Origin of the sequence: Falsiruegeria mediterranea M17, assembly GCF_900302455.1 — a bacterium.
In the GTDB taxonomy this organism is placed as follows: Bacteria; Pseudomonadota; Alphaproteobacteria; order Rhodobacterales; family Rhodobacteraceae; genus Falsiruegeria; species Falsiruegeria mediterranea.
The window spans coordinates 146956-170515 of record NZ_ONZG01000005.1 but is presented as its reverse complement, the minus strand read 5'-3'; the positions used below and the strand labels follow the sequence as shown (position 1 = coordinate 170515).

The window sequence follows — 23560 nt, the reverse complement described above, 5'->3', positions numbered from 1 at the left end:
AAACGACAAGGAAACATGACGTGAAAGACACCGCGACCAAACCCGACTTGCATCCGAACCTGCAGGGGCTGCGCATCCCGCTGATCGGGTCGCCGCTTTTTATCATTTCAAACCCCGATCTGGTGATCGCACAGTGTAAGGCGGGCATCATCGGCTCGTTTCCTGCGCTGAACGCGCGCGAAGCTGATGGCGAGCCACCGCTGCTTGAGGCCTGGCTGAAACGCATCACCGAAGAGCTGGATCGCCACAACCAGGAAAACCCGGACAATCCGGCGGCCCCCTACGCGGTCAACCAGATCGTGCATCGGTCCAACGGACGGTTGGAACGGGATCTGGAGATCTGTGCGAAATGGGAAGTGCCGGTCTGGATCACGTCTCTGGGCGCACGGGTCGAGGTCAACGAGGCCGCGCATTCCTGTGGTGGTGTGGTACTGCACGACATTATCAACAACACCTTTGCCAAAAAGGCGATTGACAAGGGCGCTGATGGCCTGATCGCTGTGGCTGCGGGCGCAGGCGGTCACGCGGGACAGCAATCGCCTTTGGCTTTGATCCGCGAAATCCGATCCTGGTTTGATGGGCCTGTTGCCCTTTCTGGCGCCATCGCCTGCGGTGAAAGCCTGCTGGCCGCGCGTGCCATGGGCGCTGACTTTGGCTACATGGGCTCGCCGTTTATCGCCACGCATGAGGCCAACGCACAGGACGAATACAAGCAGATGATCGTCGACAGTAACGCCGAAGATATCGTCTATTCCTCGCTCTTTACTGGCGTTAGCGGCAACTATCTGAAGAAGTCGGTGGAACGCGCCGGGATGGACCCGGACAACCTGCCGTCGGCCGATGCATCGTCGATGAATTTCAGCTCGGGGTCGTCCAAGCCGAAAGCCTGGAAAGAGATCTGGGGGTCGGGGCAGGGCATTGGTGATGTCAAAGACATCGTTGGTGCGGGTGAGCTGGTGGACCGCGTGGCCGCCGAATACACGGCGGCAGGCAAGCGCCTGGCGGCCGAGTTTGCGGGGTAACCCATGCCTGAATTGATGGTCGTCCGCCACGCGCAAGCCTCGTTCGGGGCGGACAACTATGACCAACTCAGCGAGCTTGGGCATCGCCAGTCCGCAATGGCGGGTGAAGCTTTGCGTGAGATGGGATGGGTGCCGGACCGTTTGGTCACCGGCACCCTGACCCGGCAGAAAGAAACCCTGCATTCGATGGGGTTTTCGGATGTGCCCGAAGAGCACTCAGGTTGGAATGAATATGACTTCCACGACCTGCTGCGCGTGAAACACGGCGGTGCGATCCCGGATCTGGTTCAGCATGACCGCAAAACCCATTTTCGCACGTTGCGTGAAACTTTGCGTGAATGGCAGGACGATGGGCTCCACGGGGCGGCGGAAAGTTGGGCCGATTTCAAGGCCCGCATTCAGGCCGCGCGCCAGTTTTCGACCGAGACAGACGCGCAAAAGGTGCTGGTGATCAGTTCCGGAGGCGCCATCGGACAGTTGGTGGCCAGTGCGATGAGCGCGCCACCCGAGCAGATGATCGCGCTGAATTTGCAGGTCAAGAACACTTCGATGACGCGGTTCATCTTTTCGTCCCGCGCTTTCTTTTTGCATGAATTCAACGCGACGCCGCATTTTGCCCCACAGGCGCGCGCAGATATGCTGACCTACAGCTAAGGAGCAGATCATGACCAACACCGCTCAAACTCTCGACCTGGATGTTGTGGACGCCTATCTGCGCGAACACCTGCCCGGATATAAAGGGCCGCTGGAGGCTGACAAGTTCGAAACCGGTCAGTCGAACCCGACGTTTCTGCTGAAAACTCCGAAACAGAACTATGTCCTGCGGCGCAAACCGCCGGGGGTTCTGTTGAAGTCCGCCCATGCGGTGGATCGCGAGTTTCGGGTGCAGAGCGCGCTTGCGGATACGGATGTACCGGTCGCCAAGATGCATCTGCTGTGTGAAGATGACGATGTGATCGGCTCGGCATTTTATGTGATGGAGCATCTGAACGGGCGGAACTTTTACCAGCCCACGATGGAGGGCGAAAGCAACGAGACTCGAACCGCCGTCATTGACGAGATGAACCGGGTTCTGGCCGCGCTGCATTCAGTTGATATCGAAGCTGTTGGCCTGTCGGATTATGGCCCGCCGGGCAACTACTATGAGCGGCAGATCGGGCGTTGGACCAAGCAATACCGCGCGTCCGAGACGGACAGCATCCCGAAGATGGATGCGTTGATCGAGGCGCTGCAGGCCAGCATCCCGGCAGACGACGGCCAACGCACGCTGGTGCATGGCGACTACCGCATCGACAACATGATGTTCGAAAAGAACGGTACCCGGTGCCTGGGTGTGCTGGATTGGGAGCTTTCGACCATAGGCCACCCCTATGCCGATCTGGCGGCCGTGATCATGCAGTGGCAAATGCCTCCCGGCAAAGAGGGGCGCGGGATGGCCGGCCTGGACCGGGCATCGCTGGGGTTGCCGACGGATCAGGAGTTCATCGCCAAATACTGTGAGCGGCGCGGATTGGCGGGCATCGACAACTTTGGCTTCTACCTGTCGTTCAACTTTTTCCGTATGGCTTCGATCATCCAGGGTGTTTACAAGCGGGCGCTGGATGGCAACGCATCGAACCCGGAACGCGCAATGCGGTTGGGCGGTTTCGTCAAAGTCTTTGCAGAACATGGGCTGACCGCCCTGAAATCCTGAAGCGGGGAAGGCGATGGTGCAAACGGAGTTCGGCACGAGCCCCGACGAGGGCAAGGACAGAAATTTTGTAACCGCCTTGGCGCGGGGGCTGGATGTCTTGCGCTGTTTTCGCCCGGACGAGGTCAGCCTGAGCAATCTGGACCTGTCCGAACGCACCGGCCTGCCGAAACCCACGATCTCGCGTCTGACACATACGCTGTGTCAGTTGGGCTATCTGGTTCATGAGCCGGGCAGCGGCACCTATCGTTTGGGCGTTGGTGTCTTACAGTTGGGGTTTGGCGTTTTGGCCGGCATGGACATTTGCGACCGGGCGGCGGACGTGCTGCGGACACTTCGCAACGGGCCAAACTCTTATATCACCGCCGCTTTGGCGGAATTGCACCGGGCCGAGGTGATCTATGTCGCGGTCCACCGCTCGCGCGAAGATGTATCGCTGTCTATGCATGTGGGCGCACGTCTACCGCTCTTTCGTTCGGCCATCGGACGCGCCATTCTGGCGGGCCTGTCTGATGAGGCCCGGAAGGCGGCCGTCGACCACGGGGTGCAGGACGGAGTCGGAAGCGAGGCCGATCTGACGCAAGCCGCGCACGCGGCCTGTGACGAGTTCGAAGCCAAAGGATACTGCACCGGATATGGCGAATGGCGCGCCGATGTGAATGGCCTGGCGGTTCCGGTTTTCTCGCTGGATGGCGCCCGTGTCTTTGGCCTGAATGTTGGTGGGCCGGCCTTTCATGTCTCTCCAGACGAACTGGAACGCGACTATTCCGGGCTGCTGACCGAAGCTGCTGCTTTTCTAAGCTTCAAGCCTTGAAAAACAAATCATTTTGTTGACTTTGTGCTGTACTGTGCAACCCTGATCAGGCCCATGGAACAAGAACAGACCAGGGCTTGGATTAGGGAGGAGAAATCCAATATGCGCAACAAGAAACTGTTAGGATTGACCACTGCTTTGGCTCTGACGTTGAGCGCCGCAGCCGGTTACGCGGAAAATATCAAAATTGCTTTCATTGACCCGCTGTCGGGGCCGTTTGCGGCGACAGGTGAGGACGGGTTGCATCAATACGAATTTGCGGCAGACACGCTTGTGAACCAACAGGGCGGTGTCCTGGACGGTCAGATGTTCGAGATCGTGCCGTTTGACAACAAGATCAGCGCCAAGGAGTCCTTGATCCAGTTGCAGGTCGCAATTGACCAGGGCATCCGGTTCATTGCTCAGGGCAACTCGTCCGGCGTGGCAAACGCGCTGACGGATGCCATCAACAAGCACAACAAACGCAACCCGGACAAGCGGGTGTTGTTCCTGAACTATTCGGCTGTTGATCCGGCGCTGACCAACGACAAGTGCAACTTCTGGCACTTCCGCTTTGATGCCAACGCAGACATCAAGATGGACGCGCTGACGGATGTGATCGCGGGCAATGATGAGATCAAGAAGGTCTATATCATCGGCCAGGATTATTCGTTTGGTAAGGCCGTTGCGGCTGCGGCGGTTCGGTTCCTGGGCGAAAAACGCCCCGACATCGAGATTGTCGGCAACGAATTGCATCCCATCGGCAAGATCAAGGATTTCACCCCTTATGGCCGCAAAATCATGGCGTCCGAAGCGGATGCTGTGATCACCGGCAACTGGGGTGCGGATATGCTGGGTCTGGGTAAGTCGGTCCTGCAAAATGGCTTTGATGGTCCGATCTATACCTACTATGCCGCGTCTACCGGGATTACCGCAGCCTTTGGTGAATCCGGTGTTGGCTCGCTCAAGCTGGTTGGCGAGGGACAGCTGAACCCGCCCGTGTCTGATCGCGCAGACGCTTATGCCAAAGCGTTCAAAGAGAAGTATCCGGATGATGATCTGGGACAGCCGCGCATTGCCAACGTGGTCGAAATGCTGGCGCGTGCGATCAATGACGCAGGAACGGCCACCGATATGGTCGCCGTGGCAAATGCGCTTGAAGGGATGGAGCATGACTCGATCTGGGGGACCAAGGTTCTTATGCGGGAATCCGACCACCAGGCGATCCAGGCTGTTCACGTTCAGGCGCACGCCCCTGATGTGGCTCATGATTTCGACAACTCGGGCTTTGGTCTGCTGACCGAAAACTCGGTCGAAATGGCCTCGGCCGATGCGCCGACCACCTGCAAGATGAAGCGTCCCTGATGGGCGACAGGCCCCGCCCGACAGTCGGGCGGGGCTATTAAGTTATGCTGTCAAAGATTCTTCGATTTCGGGCAGCGTTTCTTTTCCAAAAAACATCTCATCCCCAACAAACATGGTCGGCGAACCAAAGACGCCCCGATCCACAGCCGCTGACGTGGCATCGATCAGCCCCTGTTTGATCGGTTGATCTTGCGTGGCTTCGAAGATTTTTTCGGCGGGCAGGTCGTTTTCACGAAGCACGTCGTGGATCACGGAAGGGTCGTCCATTTTTTGACCATGCACCCACATCGCATCAAAAATGGCGGATATGTATTTGTTTTCCCACTCTTTACCTTGGGCAAAAATCGCTCCACGCATCACCCCGATGGTCATCACCGGGAAATGCGGGTTCATGTGAAATGTCAAATCATGACGTTTGATGAATCGTTGGGTTTCACGGGCCTGGTATTGCAGTTTGTTGCGCACACCGCCAAAGGCCTGCATGGGACTTTGGTTGTTCGTGGCTTTGAATACGCCCCCCAGCAAGATCGGCTGATACGTTACTGTCGCGCCAAATCCTGCGGCTAGATCGGGCAACGTCTTATGCACCAGATAAGCGTTCGGAGACCCAAAATCATAAAAGAAATCTATTACTTTCGTCACCATCTTTCTCCAAATGGGCGCAGGTCCAGTTCAAAGGTCCAGGCGTCTCGGGTCTGATGTTGCAACGTCCAATAGGCTTCGGCTACGGACGCTGGGTTCATCAGAGTATCTTCGGGCAGTGTATCAGGATCGTGACCGGATTGCGCGATGCGATCCCGCACAAAGGCCGTATCAACACCGGCATCAATAACCAGATGCGCGACGTGGATGTTCTTGGGACCCAGTTCCTTGGCGAGGCTTTGCGCCAAGGCCCGCAGTCCCGACTTGCCAGCCGAGAACGCCGCATAGCCGCTATTGCCCCGCATGGAGGCAGAGGCGCCGGTGAAGAAGATGTTGCCGCGTCCGCGGGGCACCATGTACCGCGCCGCCTCGCGCCCCGATAGGAAGCCCGCAAAACAAGCCATTTCCCAGACCTTGCGAAAGACCCGTGCCGTGGTGTCCAGGATGGGGAACCGCACGTTGCCGCCAACGTTGTAGATTACGGTTTCGATCGGGCCGACCTCGTCCTCGATTTGTTTGAAGACGGTCGTGACGCTGTCTTCGTCACGCGCGTCCAGAGTGTAGCCGATTGCGGTGCCGCCATCGGCCTCAATCTCGGCCACCAACGGGGCAAGCTTGTCGCCATTGCGCCGGCCCATGCAGACGGTGAACCCGCCGCTGGCAAAGCGTTTGGCGATGGCCGCGCCGATGTAATCCCCGGCGCCGATGATCAGAACAATCGGATTACTCATAGGGACCACGCCTTTTGCAGGGCAGGCCGGGCCATCAAACGGTCCGCATAGGGTTGCAGATTGGGCTTGTCCGAGAAATCAGCCCCCAGGCGACCCGACATGATGATCGAATGTCCGGTCATGATATCAGCGGCCGTGAATTCACCGGCCAGGAAGTCTGCCCCCTCAAGGTGGTTGTTCACGGCCATCAGCATCTGGTTCAACAACTTGGTTGCACGTTTCACGTTCACCTCGGTTCGTCGTTCAGGGGGCAAAAGGATGGTTTCGACAACGATTGTGTTCATCGGAGGCATGATCATGCCTTCGCAATAATGCAGCCATTGCAAATAGTTGGCGAACTCTTGTGTGCCAATTTTGGGCTGCAGGCGCCCCTCGCCATAAAGGGCAAGTACATACTGCACGATGGCTCCTGATTCAAAGATGGTCACGCCTTTGTCTTGAAGCGCGGGCACCCGGCCCATGGGGTGCACCTTCAGGTAATCCGGCTCGCGCATAGCGCGGTCGCCGAGCGTGAACTTTTCAATTTCATAGTCCATCCCCAGCTCTTCGAGCAGCCATGCGATGCGCACGGCACGAGTGTTCTGTGCGTAATAGAGTTTCATCAAACCTCCTCAAATTGACCGGAGTTTGACAGATCGCCCGGTCTGTGGGAAAGGTGACTACAAAAAATGAAGGGTGTCAACGATGAGCCGAAGTGATCTTGCGGATACGCATTGTCCGGTGTCCCGCGCGATCGAACGGGTGGGCGATCCTTGGGTGCTGATGATCCTGCGCGAGATGTTCATGGGCCGCAGCCGGTTTGACGACATGCAGCGCTTGACCGGCGCATCGCCTCACATCCTGAGCCAACGCCTGAAGCGCATGTGCGCGGATGGGATCCTGGAAAAACGCGCCTATAGCAATCGGCCCGTGCGCTATGAATATCACCTGACCGAAAAGGGCCGTGACCTGTGGCCCGTTATCATCATGCTGAAATCCTGGAGCGACAAGTGGCTTGGAACAAAAGGCATGGTTGAATTGCGGCATAAATCCTGTGGAAACCACATAATACCCAAGGTCACTTGCCCGGATTGCGCGGAACCCCTCGACGCGCGGCAGATCTCGGTTGATATTGACCCTGCGTTACTGGCCGAAAATCGGGCACGTCGCGCGAAAGACTTGCACGGAGAGGGACATGAGCGCGACACACCATCTGAACAGAACAAATCACGACGGCGGCATCGTTGAAGTCAGCCTGAACCGTGCGCCGGTCAATGCACTCAGCCCAGAGTTTTTGTTTGACTTCAAAGATCTGATGGATGGTCTTGCAGCCGAAACAGAGGTGCGCGCCATTGTGTTGACCAGCCCGTTCAAGGTGTTTTCCGCAGGCCTTGATCTGAAAGAGGCGCAGGAATTCGACCTGGGTCAACAGAATGCCATTGTCGAAGGGTTAAACGTTGGATTCTTAAGCCTATTCGCCAATCCCAAGCCGGTGGTCTGTTCAGTCGACGGGGCCGCGATCGCGGGCGGGTTGTTCTTTGTTTTGGGCAGCGACATCCGCGTTGCAAGCCCACGCGCGAAACTGGGTCTGGCTGAGGTTCGGGTTGGTGCTGATTTCCCCGTCGGACCGCTTGAGATCGCCCGCGCCACGTTGACGCCTGATGCTTTGCGCCGCTTGATGCTGACAGGACAACCTTTGGACGCCGGTGAGGCGCACCGTTATGGCATACTTGACGCTGTGACCGAGGGCAGTTCGCGTGACCGTGCCATGATCGAAGCGCAGGCCCTGGCTCAGTTGCCTCCCAATACCTATGCCTCGATCAAGCAGCAGATCAGGTGCGGCGTCATCAGGATTATCGAACAGGCGATGCGGGACGGCGCGAACCGGTCTGAAACTGGTTGGTTCAGTGATGAGACAAAACCAGCCATGCAGCGGATGATCGGCTGACATGTCAGAGGGTTTAATCCAACTTGATCATGACGGTTCAGTCGCGATTGTCACGTTGAACCGCCCCGGTTCATTGAACGCCTTGTCCCGCGCATTGGTCGATGAATTGTCGATTACTATCAAAATGTTGTCCGAAAACCCTAAGGTTCGGGCCGTTGTGCTGACGGGCAACGGGCGCGCATTCAGTGTTGGGGTCGATCTCAAGGAGATGTCACAAGCGGACGATGCCATGAACCAGTTCGAATGGCATGGGCCCAACAGCCTGTTTGCCGTCGCTGGTGCCTGTACAAAGCCGATCATTTCCGCCGTGAATGGGTATGCTATCACCGGGGGGCTGGAATTGGCGCTGTTGGGGGATTTTCTTATTGCCGCTGACACGGCGGTTTTTGCCGATACACACGCCCGCGTTGGCATCACGCCAAGTTGGGGCATGACGCAGATCCTTCCGCGTTTGATCGGAATAAACCGGGCCAGACAGATGAGCTTGACGGGCGAATTTGTAAGCGCAGACAAGGCGTTGCAGTGGGGTCTTGTGAACGAGGTGGTCGCAGCAGACACCTTGATGGAACGCGCGTTGGAATTGGGCGAACACATTGCGTCGACCGATCCGATCACGATGGGACGCATTCGCCGTCTGATTACAGACGGGACCGGCCTGCCGCTGAGCGAGGCAATGGCGCTGGAAGCACAGGTTTTTGATATGCATATTTCTCAGGTGTCCGCCGCGGATGTTGCCGCCGGACGAGAGCGTGCAACAACACGTGGCCGTCAGATGGCAGACGGGAACGGAAAGGATTGATTTTGACGTTGCAGTTTGAATTTGACCCAACCCGATTGAACCGTATCGCGACATGGATGGATCGCTATGTAAGTGACCGGAAATACGCTGGAAGTTCCGTTTTGATCCAGCGCGGCGGAGATGACGTGTACTTTAACGCCACCGGTCTGCGGAGCCTGGAACAAGACCTCCCGTTCGAACGGGACACCGTGGCCCGCATCTATTCCATGACCAAGCCGATCACCTCGGTCGCGATCATGATGCTGGCGGAACGCGGGTTGTTCCATCTGGATGCGCCTGTGTCCAATTTCATACCTGCTTTCAATGACATGAAAGCCCTTGTTCCAGGGGCTGAGCGCATTGATCAGGTCGAGCCAAGCCAGGCCCCAACGCTGCACCAACTTTTAACCCATACCAGCGGGCTCAGTTATCCCTTCAATCCCGGCGTGCTGCCCCAGGCGATGGACGAACAGGATATTCTGTTCAAACCCAACCAGGGCGCGCTGGCGGACATGGCCGACCGGGTTGCCGATTTGCCATTGGCCTTTCAACCCGGTGCGCGGTGGGAATACTCGGTCAGCATAGACATCTTGGGCCGCGTGGTTGAGGTGGTGTCGGGCAAATCCTTGGCGGATTTCTTTGCCGAAGAGATCTTTTCGCCCATTGGCATGACCGAAACCGCGTTTTCTGTAGGACCCGAGCAAGTTGACCGGTTTGCGTCCCTTTACACGCCGCTTGCGGGGGACGCCATGGCACTGAACGAGGCGAGCACTGGCAGCGACACCCTGCGCTTGGTCGATGACCCCGGGAAATCCCCGTTTCAAAACGCCGACATGTATTCCGGTGGCGGTGGTCTGGTCGGGACCATCGACGACTATATGGCGTTCGTTGACATGCTTCGTCGTGGTGGAACGTGCGACGGTGGCCGGTTGCTCAGCCCCGAGACGCTGAAGTTCATGATGCGCAACCATCTGCCGGGCGACATCGCCTCGATGGGCCCACAAAGCTTTGCCGAGCAACCGATGGAGGGCATGGGTTTTGGTCTGGGCGGTGCGGTTGTGATGGATCCGTCACGCGCCCGTTGCCCTGGCCATGTGGGTGATTTCAGCTGGGGCGGCATGGCGTCGACGTTTTTCTGGATGGACCCGGTGGCGGATGTGTCGGTCGTCTTTTTCACACAGCTCTCGCCGTCGAGTTCGTACCCGTCACGCGCGGAATTGAAGGCACTGGTTCATGGAGCGATGATCACATGACAGAGACACGAGAGATCCTTTGGACCCCGACCAAAGAACGCTCAGAGCGGAGCCGGATGGCTGACTTCACGGCCTGGGTGGAACATCGAACAGGGCGTAAGTTCACGCAGTACAATGACTTGTGGGAGTGGAGCGTCACCGACCTTGATGCCTTTTGGTTGGCGATCTGGGACTATTTCGATATCCGCTCTGATGTGGCCCCGACAACCGTTCTGGCCGAGCGCAAAATGCCGGGGGCCGAGTGGTTTCCCGACACGCGGGTGAATTTCGCGGATCAGATGTTGCGCCATGCGGTCACAAAACCGGATGCGACAGCGTTGCTCGTGCAATCCGAAACCTTTGGTCGGAGTGAGATGACCTGGGGCCAGCTTGCGGCTCAGGTGGCCAGCGTTGCCGCCAATCTGCGCGCGCAGGGCGTGACCAAAGGCGACCGTGTGGTGGCGATCCTGCCCAACACCGAAGTGTCGATCATTGCCTGTCTGGCCACGGTCAGCATTGGCGCCATCTGGTCTTTGTGCGCGCCGGACATGGGTCATGTGGCGATTCTGGATCGGTTCAAACAGATCGAGCCCAAGGTGCTGATTGCACAGGATGGTTATGTCCACGCGGGCGTGACGCATGACAAGCGGGATATTCTGGCAGAAATCCGGCAAGGCCTACCAACTGTCGAGACCACGATCATTGTGCCGGTTGTGGGCGAGGTTGCGGGCGATGCCTTGGCGTGGGACGCACTGACGAAAACACCGGCCGAGTTGGCAATCGAAATGGTGGAATTCGATCATCCGATCTGGGTGGTCTATTCCTCAGGCACCACGGGCAACCCGAAACCCATCGTGCATGGGCATGGGGGCATCCTGCTCGAGGGGGCCAAGCAATCGCTGCATCAGGACCTCGGGCCAGATGATCGGTTTTGCTGGTTGACCAGCTCGGGCTGGGTCATGTGGAACGCGCAATTTGTGGCCTTGGGGCAGGGGGCCTGCGTGCTGGCTTATGATGGTGCGCCCAACCACCCTGACATGCTGGCAGTCTGGCGTTCGGTGGCAGAGGAGCGGATCACCTATCTGGGTGTAGGTGCGGCCTATGTCACAGTCTGTGCAAAATCGGGCATTCGACCGCGCGATGAGTTGGACTTGGGTGCGCTTGTGTCCGTGGGCACCACCGGGTCGCCACTCACGTCAGACGGCTATACCTGGATCTATGACGCGATCGGCACAGACATCTGGCTGGCGCCCATCTCGGGCGGCACCGATTTCTGCGGCGCCTTTGTTGGCGGCAATCCGATGCTGCCGGTCCGCGCCGGAGAGATGCAATGCCGCCTGCTGGGCAATGCCGTGCGCAGTTATGACCCCTTTGGCAAAGAGCTGTTTGGTGAGGTCGGCGAGTTGGTCTGCACCGAGCCGTTGCCGTCGATGCCGTTGTTCTTTTGGGGCGATGATGACGGAACGCGGCTGCATGACAGCTATTTCGACAAATACCCCGGGATCTGGCGGCACGGCGACTGGATCGAGATCACACCTGAAGGTGGGTCTGTGATCTACGGCCGCTCTGACGCCACCATAAACCGCAAGGGTCTGCGCATGGGCTCGTCCGAGATCTATCAGGCGGTCGAGGGGCTGGACGAGGTCATGGACAGCCTGGTTGTTGATCTGGAGTTTCTGGGCCGCGACAGCTTTATGCCGTTGTTTGTGGTTGTGACCGAGGGTGTCGAATTGACCGATGCGGTGAAAGACAAGATCAATGGGTCCATCCGCGCCTCGGTCTCGGCGCGGTTTGTTCCCAACGAGATCATTCAAATTGCCGAAGTGCCGCGCACATTGTCGGGCAAGAAGCTGGAAGTTCCGGTGAAAAAGCTGCTACTCGGCGGTGATCCGGCCAAGGTGGTCAATCGGGATTCGATGGTGAACCCTGACAGTTTCGATGTCTTCATCGACTATGCCGCATCCCGGAACCTGAGTTGAGACGAGGCCCCCAATGACCGATGCTGAAACCAAACTGTTGGACCTGCTGAACATCGAGCGCCTTGAGGTCGACATGTTTCGCGGTGTCGGTTCCGGGGGTGAGACGCCGACGCGGATCTATGGCGGGCAAGTGATTGCACAAGCCCTGGCCGCAGCTTATCGCACCGTGCCTGATCGTCTTTGTCATTCGCTTCATGCCTATTTCATCCGTCCAGGCGATCCGTCCATTCCGGTGATCTATTCCGTGGATCGAGCGCGCGACGGCGGGAGCTTTACCACACGACGGGTGGTCGCCATCCAACACGGAAAGCAAATACTCAACCTGTCGGCGTCGTTTCATGTCGAAGACGAAGGGTGGGAATATCAGCATCCAATGCCGCAGGTTGACGGACCCGATGATCTGGAGACGCGTGAGGCCTATCGAGATCGCTATATCGACCGTATCCCGGAACAGCATCGGGCTGAGTTCCTGCGCCCGCGTCCCATCGAAATACGCGAAGTAGCCCCGCGTGACATGTTTGATCCCGAACCTGCAGACGATGTTCACCACCTGTGGTTTCGGATGGCGGCCGCCGCCGGAGCCGACCCGCAAATGCAGCACATTCTGCTGGCCTATGCCTCGGACATGGGGCTGCTCGGATCTGCGCTGCGTCCGCATGGGCTGAGTTGGCTAAAGGGGGAAGTGAACGGTGCAAGTCTGGACCACGCCATGTGGTTCCACGCGCCAATCCGGTTTCAGGACTGGCACCTTTATTCGATGGACGCGCCGTTTTCCGGACGCGGTCGGAGCTTCAATCGGGGATCCATTTTCAACAAGGATGGCACGTTGGTCGCAAGCGTCGCGCAAGAGGGCCTGATGCGCCCCAATCGCAAGTCTAAGTCTTGAGCGGCAGGGGCGCTCCCGCACCCGAGCGATCCTGGCTGCGCCAGCCCCGCTAACGGCCTTGGGCCGGGCGCCGCACGTCGCGCGGCGCGGTCCCGCTTGGGGCTTCTGGTTCGCCGCAGGCGCCAACCACCGAGCGAAGCGAGGCGCACGACTCCTTTCTGCCCAACGAGAGGAGGTGTCCCGCATGGGACACCGACAACGGGCGGGAGCGCTTTGCCTTTCAGTCCAACTTGCCGCCGAACTGACGATTCAGTTTGCGCATGCCACCCAACCAACGGTCGTAGTCCGCTGTTTTCATACGGATATAGTCCAGAACCTGAGGATGCGGCAGCACCAGGAAGGTTCCCTTGCGGATCGCATCGATACAGGCATCAGCCACGTCTTCGGGCTCTAGCATCCCATCCAAGGCAGCCACAGATTCCTCATGCCCGCGGGTCATTTCCGAGCGCACGGCCTGAGGGCACAGGACGGAAACACCGATGCCGTCGTCAGCGTGGCTCATTGCCAGCCATTCAGACAACCCGACCGAGGCGTGTTTGGTAACCCCATAGGGCGCGGCGCCCACCTGATTGAGAAGGCCAGCTGCTGACGCGGTGTTCAAAAGGTACCCGCCGCCACGTTCGATCATGCGCGGGATGACGTGCCGCGCGGCCCAAACCTGTGACATCACATTGATATCCCATATCTTTTGCCATTCGTCGTTGCTGGCATCCATACCGCCTAAGGTGAGGATGCCGGCGTTCGAGCAAAAGATGTCGATGGGACCGATCTCAGCCTCGACCTGCTCGACCAGAGCCTTGATGTCCTCTTCGACGCCAACATTGGTTGCGATTGCTACACCGCCGATCTCGGAGGCTACCTCTTGCGCGCCCGCAAGGTTCAGGTCCGAACATATGACTTTCCTGGCTTCGTTGGCGGCAAACCGCTGCGCCAGGGCGCGACCGATACCACTGGCTGCGCCTGTCACAACGACGATCTTATTTTCTACATCCATTTCAATATCTTCTCATGAGGTTTTCAGGTATTCAGGCCGAGCTCTGCAATGCACTGAGAGCGCAACGCGCGGCGATCGATCTTGTCGGTGGCGCCACGGGGCAGGGGTGTTGTTTGAATCCAAAGGTGTTCAGGTGTCTTGAACCGGGCAATGCGAGTTGAGAGGAACTCTGACAGGTCTTCAAGTGTGATCGTCATCCCGGATCGGGTTTGCACGGCAGCGCCCACGACCTCACCCAAACGCTCATGCGGCACGGGAAACGCACAAGATTCCAGAATGGCAGGATGTTGGTGCAATGCGCCTTCGACATCCAGACAGGCAATGTTTTCGCCACCCCGGATGATAATGTTCTTTTTCCGGTCAACGATGGTGATGATGCCGTCGGAATCTATGTACCCAAGATCGCCGGTCTTGAACCAACCGTCCTGCATAGCTTGGGAAGTTTCATCGAGTTTATTGATATAACACCGCATGTTACAGGGGCTTTTTACAGTCATTTCGCCGACTTCGCCTTGCGCAACGGGCTGTCCGTCATCATCAAGGAAAAGCATTTCTTGCAAAGGTGGGAACAGACGTCCGGCGGCGCCCGGTTGTGCAACATAATCTGCGCCTGACAGTCCGATTCCAATCGCGTTGGTCTCGGTCATGCCCCAGCCGGTCGCTATCTCAGCCAGTGGAAAAGCCTGCGCCAGGTCGCCAACCTGCGCCGCCGGGCGTTTTGCTCCACCGGCGACAACTTGTGCAAGGGTTTCAAGGCGTTTCCCGTTCTTCTGCGCAGCAAGCTGAATGTCGGCAGACTGGGTGGGAACGCCAACAAATCGGGTCACGCCTTCGGATTCGATCAGATTGACGGCTGTGTCAGCGTCCCATTTGTCCATCAACACAACCTTTGCCCCAGCCGGGAGGCTTAGGAGGAACCCGGGATGCGTGGCAGTGACATGAAACAATGGCGTCGTGATCATGGTCACGGGACGTGGTTTTTCCGCATTGGGGTCGTCGGGCGGGTTGATCAAAGGTGCGATTGCGGCTTGGACGAGCCAAGTGAATACGGCGTTCACGGCGCCGCGGTGCGTCAACGCCACACCTTTGGGATCACTGGTTGTGCCCGAGGAATACATGATCGCAAAATCGCTGTCGGGATCTATGTCGACAGTTGGCCATTCCGTGCGGGTCTCTACCTGCATCAGATCGTCAAAACTCGGGTGCGGTTGCGCATGTCCAGTGCCGATCAGCGTCAGCTCAAGCTCATCTTGCAAAGGCTGCAGTCGCTTGCTCCGTGTGTCATCAGCGAAAACAACTTTTGCATCAGTATCTTGCAGCGCATAGCGCAACTCTTCAGTTGTCCACCAGGCGTTGAGAAATACACAGGTTGCCCCGATCGAGCTGATGGCCATCATCAAGATCAGCAACTCAGGGCAATTGCTCATGGCTACCGCAACTCTGTCGCGGGGTTTGATGCCGAACCGATCCTGCAAAACATGCGTCATCTTGTTGATGTCGTTGCAAAATGCATCATAAGAATACCGTTGGTTTTGAAATACGAGGTATTCTGCCTTGCCGTCGTCCTGAGGTTCGCGGCTAGCTTGAAGCAGAGCGCGCAGATCAGTGGGGATGTTCTTGAATACCCGAAAGTTTACTCCGGCGACTTGTGCGGTTGTCGTTTCAAAAATCGCTTCTGTATTCAGGATGTGTTTGACAGCTTCCTCATAGGTCAGTCCTGTCATGTCCCGCTCACCGACACGTAAGTCATTTGACATTCCTCCCCAGAAGCCATGCAAGAGTTGTTGGGTAAATGAGTATTCGGTGAAAAGCGTAGTCGGGAAATCCAAATGTGCCAATATCTCGTGACGGAACGTTGCAGCTTGGTATCTTGTGCGAACAATCAATCTCTAAATGTAACATAATTCAGGTTATGAGATTAATGCTTGCTCAGCGGTGCGCGCTACCCCACAACTGCGACTCCTCTTACAAACCAGCAAATTATCTGAAGAACGGCCTACAGTGTTGGCGAAGATGAACTGCAGCGTTTCTACCGGAACATATTTTACTGGCGGTGCTTGAGCCAACGCCCCCGGTACCAGTTCGCAACGTCATGATCTTTCGATAGGTCAAGCGCAGCATCTGGAGTGTGATCGTGTTGCATGGGAAACATGCTGGTTCGTTTGGAAACGTTACGCGGCACAGAAAGTTAGCGCCGAGGGATCAGGAAACCGATGCGTCACCTTGATCTTTGTCCGAGAGATGCTTTTGCGAAGTATGGCAGGGCTTGGCCAACTACCCTACCCTAAACGATCAAAGAGAGACGCGGTGTATGTCACCAGATGTACACCTCCATCTCATCAGCTGAGATCGAATAACCTGTTTGGCCGAGATCGGTGGACGTCAGCTGCGTCCGCAACGTTCCGGTCACCCAAACCGGTTCCCATAGTCGATCCAATGGCCAGGGTTTCTCAGAGTTCACAACAACAAGTTGGTTGGCTGGAGGTGGCGGTGTGTGAATACATGCGCCAACATAGGGCACCAGCAAAAAATTAGTCACGCCATCGGCGCCGATGTCAAATGGAAGGATATAACCAGGCATCTTAATGTAGACACCGTTGAGAGCTTCGTTCAGCTTTGTGCTGTTGGCGTCGTAGATCGGGGCCCAAGTATCGTTGATTTCATCCAGCTCGCCCTCGCCGATGATTTCAGAATAGGGAATCCCTGGAGGAATGAGATCGTCCCACATGATTTCCCGAGGCGGCTCGGCCAAGACCGTGCGGGGTAATGCAGTGGCCGCAGCCAGTATCGATACAAAAGACCTTCGATTCAGCATTGTGCATCTCATTTTCAAGACTACGTTTTTACCATCATACCATCTGCTACAGACAGTCTGTAAGCCCGTATGGCAGGAACCAGGCTGACAATAACGCCAGCCCCTACAACAGCTAGTATGACACTTGCTTCGCGCAAGGTCGGCGCGTCAATGCTCAGCCAAATTCCAAAGGCCCCGTCGAAAATTGGTTGCGCGACCACAAGCCCGACATACAGCAAAGCCAGGCCGAATATTGCACCGGCGGTCGCGATCATCGCCGCTTCGATCACCAAAAGGCTGAGGATTGTCAGCGGCCGCGCGCCCATGGCTCTAAAGATCGCCATTTCCCGGCGGCGTTCATTTAGGCTGGAAAAGATGGTTGCCATCATGCCGATCAACGCGGTTACGACAACCATGGCAGACACTGCCAACAGCGCCGTTTCCGCGATGCCGACAATTCCCCAAAGCTCTTGTAGGGCAACACCAGGCAAGATCGCGAGCAAGGGCTCCTTGGGGTATTCGTTGACATAGCGTTGCAGGGCAAACGTCCGCAGCGGGCTTTCCACACCGACGAGCGCTGCTGTCACGGCCGTGGGTGTCAGATCCATTTTGCGGATCACGTCGGCAGGTGTTGATTGCCCAGACGTGTACGCACCGCTCTTCCAATCAACATGGATCGCCTCCATCGCTTCCAAGCTGACGATGACCGTTCGGTCCACCGGAGTTCCCGTTTTGGCCAAGATGCCCGACACGCGAAATGGTTGGTCTTTGTGTTCCACAAAGGATGCCAAGCCATGAGCCACTACAATGGGGCTATCCGCAGTGTAACCCAGAGAATTGGCCACATCTGCCCCAATGACCGCATCAAAGAGATCATCCATAATGACGCCATCGGCCATCTCAAGGGATCGGCCTTGTCGGTATTTGTAGTGTTGAAAGAAATCTTTGGTCGTTCCCATGACACGGAATTGCCTGTGGCTGTCGCCCAGGGAAATCGGCACGATCCATTCAACACCTGGGTGCCCTGCTATGTCCTGATAACTTTCCCAAGTGACATTGTTTGTGGCGTTGCCAATACGGAACACCGAATACAGCAAAAGCTGCACCGAGCCAGACCTCGCTCCGACGATCAGGTCCGTTCCCGAGATCGTATCGGCAAAGCTCACTTTCGCCCCGGTGCGAACCTTTTCAACCCCAAGATACAGCGCCACCGACAGGGCGATAGCAAGGACGGTCATCCCAACCGTCAGCGCACGGGCAACAAGAGAGGCGACAGCGAGGCGAAGGATCATGCGACGGCCCGCTCTATCTGCGCGATCTCTTCCATGCGCACGACGCGATCGAAACGCTCTGCCAACCTCGGGTCGTGGCTTACCATCAAAAGCGTGGTTTCATGCGCTGAGGTTTGTTGGAAAAGAAGATCGAGAAAGGCAGCCTGGCTGTTTGCATCAAGGGCTGATGTTGGTTCATCTGCAATGATCAAGTGTGGGTGACCGATCAAGGCGCGCGCCACAGCGACCCGCTGTTGCTGGCCAACGCTGAGCGTGTGCGCCTTTGCGGTGAACACGTCCTTTGGCAGTCCAAGTTCCGAACACAACGCCGCCGCTGCGGCTTTGGCATTGCCTGCCCGTTTGCGACGCCCTGGCGCGAACTGCAGAGGCAGCAGAATATTGTCTGCAACAGTTCCAAAAGGCAGAAGATTGAACTGCTGAAAGATCACACCTATGTTTTCGGCACGGAACCTGTCACGGGCGCCGCCTGACAGCCTGGTGACATCTGTACCCGAGATCCGGATTTTACCCATGTTTGGCAGAATGGTGCCGCAGATCAGCGACAAGAGCGTGGATTTTCCAGAACCGCTTTCACCAAGGAGCAACACCGTTTCACCCCGCTTGAGAGCAAACTCCCGCAGCGACAGAGTAAACCTTGCCCGTCCGGGCCAATGAAAGCTGACTTCCGAGAGTTCTAGGACTGTAGCTTCCACTTCAGAACAGGTTCCGCAATTCGAGCGTTGGTGCAACGCGTTCAACGTCATAGGTTTGGGCGCTATTGTCGGTGATGACTTGAACCTCCATACCGCGCGCGCCTGTGTAGACAGCCATTGATTAACCGTAGTTCTTCATCGAACCTAAGGCGTCATCTTGTTGCACAGCCGCCCGAGTTTTTATGACAGAGTCCTCGGTGATTGTCAGTTGGCAATTTTAGCAGTTTCCAAAAGCTTGCAACGACAAAGCCCGGGATCGCTCCCGGGCTTGTGGTTGACAGATATCAGTAGAACGCTTGCAGTCCGGTCTGGGCACGACCAAGGATCAGCGCGTGCACGTCGTGGGTTCCCTCGTAGGTGTTGACCGTTTCCAGGTTCACCATGTGACGGATGACCTGGAATTCCAGGCTGATACCGTTGCCGCCGTGCATGTCGCGGCTTTGGCGTGCGATTTCCAATGCCTTGCCGCAGTTGTTGCGTTTGACGATCGAGATCATTTCTGGCGCTGCGTTGGCTTCGTCCATCAGGCGTCCCACCCGCAGGCTTGCTTGCAAGCCCAGAGAGATTTCGGTCTGCATGTCGGCCAGCTTGCGCTGAAACAGCTGCGTTTGCGCCAGCGGACGGTTGAATTGATGCCGGTCGAGCCCGTATTGACGTGCGCCGTGCCAGCAGGCCTCGGCCGCGCCCATCACACCCCAGCTGATGCCATAACGCGCTCGGTTCAGACAGCCGAACGGGCCTTTCAGGCCTTGCACGTGCGGCAACAGTGCATCTTCGCCCACTTCGACGCCGTCCATCACGATTTCACCGGTGATCGACGCGCGCAGGCTCATCTTGTTTTCAATCTTGGGGGCGCTCAGACCCTTGGTGCCCTTTTCCAGGACAAAGCCGCGGATCTTGCCGTCATGTGCGTCGGATTTGGCCCAGACCACAAAGACGTCGGCAATCGGTGCGTTCGAGATCCACATCTTGGTGCCGGTCAGACGATAGCCGCCGTCGATCTTCTCGGCGCGGGTTTTCATGCCCGCCGGGTCAGAGCCTGCATCCGGTTCGGTCAGGCCAAAGCAGCCGATGAACTCGCCGCTGGAGAGTTTCGGCAGGTATTTGTTGCGCTGCTCTTCGCTGCCATAGGCATAGATCGGGTACATCACCAGCGAGCTTTGCACCGACATCATCGAACGATAGCCGCTGTCGACGCGCTCGACCTCGCGCGCAACCAGACCATAGCTGACATATCCCGAGCCGAGGCCACCGTATTGCTCGGGGACGGTCACGCCCAACAGGCCCATTTCGCCCATTTCGCGGAAGATCTCGGGATCTGTTTGCTCGGTCTGGAACGCCTCGGTGACGCGCGGCTGTAGTTTTTCCTGCGCATAGGCACGGGCACTGGCGGCGATCATGCGTTCGTCTTCGTTCAGCTGATCGTTCAGGCGGAATGGGTCTTCCCAATCGAATTTGCCCAGATCAGGTGCATCTTTGGCGCGAAGGGTCGGTTTGGTCAGTGGGGCGTTCATGGCACATCTCCAGTTTGGAATTGCGCACACCCTACCCTGAGAAAAGCTCAAAAAACAGCGAGACTTTCGCATTTTTTCATGACAAAAACGCATACATGAGCATGTCGCATCGGTTTCTCCCCTCTATTTCCTCGCTGCGCGCACTGGAAGCGCTTGACCGTTTGGGGTCCGCATCCGCCGTCGCGGATGAGATGTCGTTGACCCAAGGTGCCGTCAGTCGTCAGCTGCAGGGGTTGGAGCAGCACCTGGGAGTCGAGTTGATCCAGCGGGATCGCAAGCGTTTGTCGATCGCGCCCACTGCACAGGATTATGTGACCGAGGTCAGGCAGGCGTTGAACCAGATCGCCCAAGCCTCGCTGCGGTTGCAAGTGGCACCAGTTGGGGGAACACTGAACCTGGCGATCCTGCCGACATTTGGAATGCGGTGGCTAATGCCGCGTCTGCCCGAATTTGCACGGCTCTACCCTGAAATCACGATCAACATGGCCACCCGCCTAGAAGCGTTCAACTTTGCGCAAGAACCCTTTGATGCAGCAATACATTTTGGTGTTGGGGATTGGCCGGATACGGACAACTTGTTGCTGCGCACCGAACGCGTATTGCCTGTTTGCGCCCCCTCTTTGATCCAAGCAAAGACCCCACAATCGCCCAAAGATCTGCTGCGTCTGCCGTTGCTGCACATCCAGACCCGACCAAACGCCTGGCAGGATTGGCTGGAACAAAACGGCGTATCGCTCAGCGCACCCTTGCCCGGCACCATGTATGATCAGTTTTCAACGATCACGCAGGCAGCCTTGCATGGGCTTGGGGTCGCCTTGATCCCGGATTACCTCGCCGAACAAGACTTGGCGACAGGGCGCCTGGTGGCTTTGCACCCTCAGGCGATTGAAACCAAGGGCGCTTATTACCTGGTCTGGCCGCGCACAAAATCACGCGACCAGTCCTTGATGGAGTTTCGGCATTGGCTGGCCTCCAAGGCACAGCCCGAAGACGACCTGCCCCGTTAACCCAAAGCGTAGCCTGCACCACGAACGGTCCGCACTGGATCAGATCCGCCATGCTGGGTCAGAGCCTTGCGCAGACGACCGATGTGAACGTCCACTGTGCGGGTGTCGACATAGATGTCCCGCCCCCAGACACGATCCAGAAGCTGCTCGCGGCTCCAGACACGGCCGGGCTTTTCCATGAAGGTGGACAGCAGGCGGAACTCGGTCGGGCCCAGTTTCAACGGCTTTTCATCGCGACTGACCTTGTGGGTCTCGGCGTCCAGGATGATGTCGTCGAACTCCAGCCGGATACCAACGGTGGCCGGACGTACACGACGCAATTGCGTGCGTACGCGGGCCATCAGTTCCACCACGGAATAGGGTTTGACCACATAGTCATCCGCACCCGTTTCCAAGCCGCGCACCTTGTCGACCTCCTCGGATCGGGCGGACAGCATGATGATCGGGATCGAGCGTGTTTCGGGCCGGGTTTTCAGCCGCCGACAGACCTCGATGCCGCTCAGGTTTGGCATCATCCAGTCCAGAACAATGATGTCCGGGCTGTCTTCGTCTACCAACAGCAGCGCCTCGTCGCCATTTTCGGCCTTGGAGACGCGAAACCCTTCGGCTTCGAGGTTGTAGGCCAGCACTTCGCGCTGCGCCAACTCGTCTTCGACAACCAAAACAGTGGGTTGATCGGCAGACATGCTCCCTACCCCTCTGTCACGACAGATGTGGTATCCGCTTTCGGGCGCGCCTCTTCGGGTCGAGCGCCGGTCACCAGATAAACCACCTGTTCGGCGATCGAGGTAACATGGTCGCCCATCCGCTCGATATTTTTGGCGATGAAATGCAGATGCATGCACGAGGTGATGTTGCGCGGATCTTCCGCCATGAAGGTCAGGAATTCGCGGAACAGCGCATTGTACATCTGGTCAACCTCGTGGTCGCGATTGATCACGTCCTGGGCCAGTTCGGCGTCGCGCTGGATATAGGCATCCAGTGCGTCCTTGAGCATCAGCTCGACCTCGCGCGCCATGCGGCGCAGGGCAGCGGCGCTGTCGTTGACGGGTGGGGATTGCACCAGCACACCGGTGCGCTTGGCGATGTTCTTGGAATAATCACCGATGCGTTCCAGGTTGCCGGACACCTTGAGCACGGACAGAACCAGTCTCAAGTCGCCCGCAGTTGGGGCTCGCAAGGCGATCAGGCGCGCAGTTTCCTCGTTGATCAGATCCTCGAGCGCGTCGATGGCCTTGTCACCAGCGCGAACCTCTTGGGCCAGCTCCTCGTCGCGGGTTTCCAGCGAACGGGCCGAGCTCATGATGGCGGCTTCGACCAGCCCACCCATCTTCATGATATTGGCCTGGATGGCCTCCAGGTCGCGGTCGAACGCGGAAGCGATATGTTGTTCGGTCGTGTTCATGAAGGTGTCCTCAGCCGATCCGTCCGGTGATGTAGCTTTCAGTGCGCGGGTCTTCCGGGTTGGTAAAGATCTGCCCGGTCTCGCCGAACTCCACCAGGTTGCCCAGGTGGAAAAAGGCTGTCTTTTGGCTGACGCGCGCGGCCTGTTGCATCGAGTGGGTCACGATGACCACCGAATAGCGCTGGCGCAGCTCGTCGATCAGCTCTTCGACCTGTGCGGTTGCGATCGGGTCCAAGGCCGAGCATGGCTCGTCCATCAGCAAAACCTCAGGCTCGGTCGCAACGGCGCGAGCAATGCACAGGCGCTGCTGCTGGCCACCCGACAGGCCGGTGCCGGGCGCGTCGAGGCGATCCTTGACCTCATCCCAGATTGCACCGCGGCGCAGGGATTTCTCGACGATCTCGTCCAGATCAGCCTTGTTCCTGGCCAAACCGTGAATTCGTGGGCCATAGGCCACGTTGTCATAGATAGACTTGGGGAACGGGTTCGGTTTCTGAAACACCATTCCCACTTTGGCACGGAGCTGCACCGGGTCGACCCGCTTGTCATAGATCTCTTCACCGTCCAGCTTGAACGACCCCATGACACGAGCGATGTCGATGGTGTCATTCATGCGGTTCAGGCAACGCAGGAAGGTGGACTTGCCGCAGCCGGACGGGCCAATGAATGCGGTGACGGTCTTGTCTTCGATGTCGACATTCACATCTTTGATGGCATGCGTGTCGCCATAGTAGACTTGGCAATCGCGACATTCGATCTTGGTGGCTTTGCTTTCCACGGCATTGTCCTTGTGTGTCTGCGTATCAAACATGGGTTC

At 57.5% G+C, this 23560-nt stretch carries 24 protein-coding genes; 12 read left to right on the top strand and 12 right to left on the bottom strand.

Annotation, left to right across the window (positions count from 1 at the left end):
* Positions 1 to 20 precede the first annotated feature (20 nt).
* The 5 genes from TRM7615_RS11510 (at position 21) to TRM7615_RS11490 (ending at position 4870) form a co-directional block, all read left to right on the top strand.
* Complete coding sequence (locus TRM7615_RS11510) at positions 21 to 1022, top strand: NAD(P)H-dependent flavin oxidoreductase (RefSeq protein ID WP_235824073.1); 1002 nt, start codon at positions 21 to 23, stop codon at positions 1020 to 1022.
* 3 nt (positions 1023 to 1025) lie between these two features.
* Positions 1026 to 1676 carry a histidine phosphatase family protein gene (locus TRM7615_RS11505; protein ID WP_108787595.1) on the top strand — a complete coding sequence of 217 codons (651 nt, stop codon included), beginning with the start codon at positions 1026 to 1028 and terminating at the stop codon, positions 1674 to 1676.
* 10 nt (positions 1677 to 1686) lie between these two features.
* Complete coding sequence (locus TRM7615_RS11500; RefSeq protein ID WP_108787593.1) at positions 1687 to 2715, top strand: phosphotransferase family protein; 1029 nt, start codon at positions 1687 to 1689, stop codon at positions 2713 to 2715.
* A gap of 13 nt (positions 2716 to 2728) precedes the next feature.
* Positions 2729 to 3526: an IclR family transcriptional regulator gene (locus TRM7615_RS11495; RefSeq protein WP_108787591.1), complete on the top strand. Its 798-nt coding sequence runs from the start codon at positions 2729 to 2731 to the stop codon at positions 3524 to 3526.
* 102 nt (positions 3527 to 3628) lie between these two features.
* Complete coding sequence (locus TRM7615_RS11490; RefSeq protein ID WP_108787589.1) at positions 3629 to 4870, top strand: branched-chain amino acid ABC transporter substrate-binding protein; 1242 nt, start codon at positions 3629 to 3631, stop codon at positions 4868 to 4870.
* A gap of 42 nt (positions 4871 to 4912) precedes the next feature.
* Here TRM7615_RS11490 and TRM7615_RS11485 read toward each other — a convergent pair whose 3' ends face one another.
* Genes TRM7615_RS11485 through TRM7615_RS11475 form a run of 3 tightly spaced genes read right to left on the bottom strand, consistent with a single transcriptional unit; the run spans position 4913 to position 6845 of the window.
* Positions 4913 to 5515 carry a 2-hydroxychromene-2-carboxylate isomerase gene (locus tag TRM7615_RS11485; RefSeq protein ID WP_108787587.1) on the bottom strand — a complete coding sequence of 201 codons (603 nt, stop codon included), beginning with the start codon at positions 5513 to 5515 and terminating at the stop codon, positions 4913 to 4915.
* Positions 5509 to 6243, bottom strand: a complete 735-nt coding sequence (locus tag TRM7615_RS11480; RefSeq protein WP_108787585.1) for an SDR family oxidoreductase — start codon at positions 6241 to 6243, stop codon at positions 5509 to 5511. The genes TRM7615_RS11485 and TRM7615_RS11480 overlap by 7 nt, the downstream gene beginning before the upstream one ends.
* Positions 6240 to 6845: a glutathione S-transferase family protein gene (locus TRM7615_RS11475; RefSeq protein WP_108787583.1), complete on the bottom strand. Its 606-nt coding sequence runs from the start codon at positions 6843 to 6845 to the stop codon at positions 6240 to 6242. Before TRM7615_RS11475 ends, TRM7615_RS11480 begins: the two co-directional genes overlap by 4 nt.
* A gap of 82 nt (positions 6846 to 6927) precedes the next feature.
* Between TRM7615_RS11475 and TRM7615_RS11470 the strand changes: the two genes are divergently transcribed.
* From TRM7615_RS11470 to TRM7615_RS11445, 6 genes are read left to right on the top strand one after another with little or no spacing between them, the layout of a single operon-like run.
* Positions 6928 to 7470 carry a winged helix-turn-helix transcriptional regulator gene (locus tag TRM7615_RS11470; protein WP_108787581.1) on the top strand — a complete coding sequence of 181 codons (543 nt, stop codon included), beginning with the start codon at positions 6928 to 6930 and terminating at the stop codon, positions 7468 to 7470.
* Positions 7418 to 8170, top strand: coding sequence for an enoyl-CoA hydratase/isomerase family protein (locus tag TRM7615_RS11465; RefSeq protein ID WP_108787579.1), 753 nt, complete (start codon positions 7418 to 7420; stop codon positions 8168 to 8170). Before TRM7615_RS11470 ends, TRM7615_RS11465 begins: the two co-directional genes overlap by 53 nt.
* Before the next feature lies 1 nt (position 8171).
* Entirely contained in the window at positions 8172 to 8969 is a 798-nt protein-coding gene (locus tag TRM7615_RS11460; protein ID WP_108787577.1) for an enoyl-CoA hydratase, read from the top strand.
* Positions 8970 to 9025: 56 nt separating this feature from the next.
* Positions 9026 to 10201, top strand: a complete 1176-nt coding sequence (locus TRM7615_RS11455; protein ID WP_108787983.1) for a serine hydrolase domain-containing protein — start codon at positions 9026 to 9028, stop codon at positions 10199 to 10201.
* Positions 10198 to 12159, top strand: coding sequence for an acetoacetate--CoA ligase (locus tag TRM7615_RS11450; RefSeq protein WP_108787575.1), 1962 nt, complete (start codon positions 10198 to 10200; stop codon positions 12157 to 12159). Before TRM7615_RS11455 ends, TRM7615_RS11450 begins: the two co-directional genes overlap by 4 nt.
* A gap of 13 nt (positions 12160 to 12172) precedes the next feature.
* A complete protein-coding gene (locus TRM7615_RS11445; protein ID WP_108787573.1) occupies positions 12173 to 13045 on the top strand; it encodes an acyl-CoA thioesterase in 873 nt (290 codons plus the stop codon).
* 220 nt (positions 13046 to 13265) lie between these two features.
* Here the strand turns inward: TRM7615_RS11445 and TRM7615_RS11440 are convergent, their stop codons facing one another.
* The 6 genes from TRM7615_RS11440 to TRM7615_RS11415 all read right to left on the bottom strand — a co-directional run bounded on the left by TRM7615_RS11440 (position 13266) and on the right by TRM7615_RS11415 (position 20331).
* Positions 13266 to 14039, bottom strand: coding sequence for an SDR family oxidoreductase (locus TRM7615_RS11440; protein ID WP_108787571.1), 774 nt, complete (start codon positions 14037 to 14039; stop codon positions 13266 to 13268).
* 23 nt (positions 14040 to 14062) lie between these two features.
* The gene (locus TRM7615_RS11435; RefSeq protein ID WP_108787569.1) at positions 14063 to 15763 is read right to left on the bottom strand and encodes a class I adenylate-forming enzyme family protein; all 1701 of its coding nucleotides are present in this window, start codon (positions 15761 to 15763) and stop codon (positions 14063 to 14065) included.
* 590 nt (positions 15764 to 16353) lie between these two features.
* On the bottom strand, positions 16354 to 16854 hold the full coding sequence (locus TRM7615_RS11430; protein WP_108787566.1) for a DUF3299 domain-containing protein: 501 nt from the start codon (positions 16852 to 16854) through the stop codon (positions 16354 to 16356).
* 20 nt (positions 16855 to 16874) lie between these two features.
* A complete protein-coding gene (locus tag TRM7615_RS11425) occupies positions 16875 to 18125 on the bottom strand; it encodes an ABC transporter permease (protein WP_108787564.1) in 1251 nt (416 codons plus the stop codon).
* Positions 18122 to 18817: an ABC transporter ATP-binding protein gene (locus TRM7615_RS11420; protein WP_235824072.1), complete on the bottom strand. Its 696-nt coding sequence runs from the start codon at positions 18815 to 18817 to the stop codon at positions 18122 to 18124. The genes TRM7615_RS11425 and TRM7615_RS11420 overlap by 4 nt, the downstream gene beginning before the upstream one ends.
* Positions 18818 to 19101: 284 nt before the next feature.
* On the bottom strand, positions 19102 to 20331 hold the full coding sequence (locus tag TRM7615_RS11415) for an acyl-CoA dehydrogenase (protein ID WP_108787560.1): 1230 nt from the start codon (positions 20329 to 20331) through the stop codon (positions 19102 to 19104).
* A gap of 95 nt (positions 20332 to 20426) precedes the next feature.
* On the opposite strand from TRM7615_RS11415, the gene TRM7615_RS11410 reads away from it, so the two are divergent.
* The gene (locus TRM7615_RS11410) at positions 20427 to 21338 is read left to right on the top strand and encodes a LysR substrate-binding domain-containing protein (RefSeq protein WP_108787981.1); all 912 of its coding nucleotides are present in this window, start codon (positions 20427 to 20429) and stop codon (positions 21336 to 21338) included.
* Here TRM7615_RS11410 and phoB read toward each other — a convergent pair.
* Genes phoB through pstB form a run of 3 tightly spaced genes read right to left on the bottom strand, consistent with a single transcriptional unit; the run spans position 21335 to position 23554 of the window.
* On the bottom strand, positions 21335 to 22024 hold the full coding sequence (phoB, locus tag TRM7615_RS11405) for a phosphate regulon transcriptional regulator PhoB (RefSeq protein WP_108787558.1): 690 nt from the start codon (positions 22022 to 22024) through the stop codon (positions 21335 to 21337). The two genes, TRM7615_RS11410 and phoB, sit on opposite strands and share 4 nt — an antisense overlap.
* 5 nt (positions 22025 to 22029) lie before the next feature.
* Positions 22030 to 22743, bottom strand: a complete 714-nt coding sequence (phoU, locus tag TRM7615_RS11400) for a phosphate signaling complex protein PhoU (RefSeq protein WP_108787556.1) — start codon at positions 22741 to 22743, stop codon at positions 22030 to 22032.
* A 10-nt stretch (positions 22744 to 22753) separates the two neighbouring features.
* Positions 22754 to 23554 (bottom strand): phosphate ABC transporter ATP-binding protein PstB, encoded by an 801-nt coding sequence (gene pstB, locus TRM7615_RS11395; RefSeq protein ID WP_108787554.1) that lies wholly within the window; start codon positions 23552 to 23554, stop codon positions 22754 to 22756.
* Positions 23555 to 23560 lie beyond the last annotated feature (6 nt).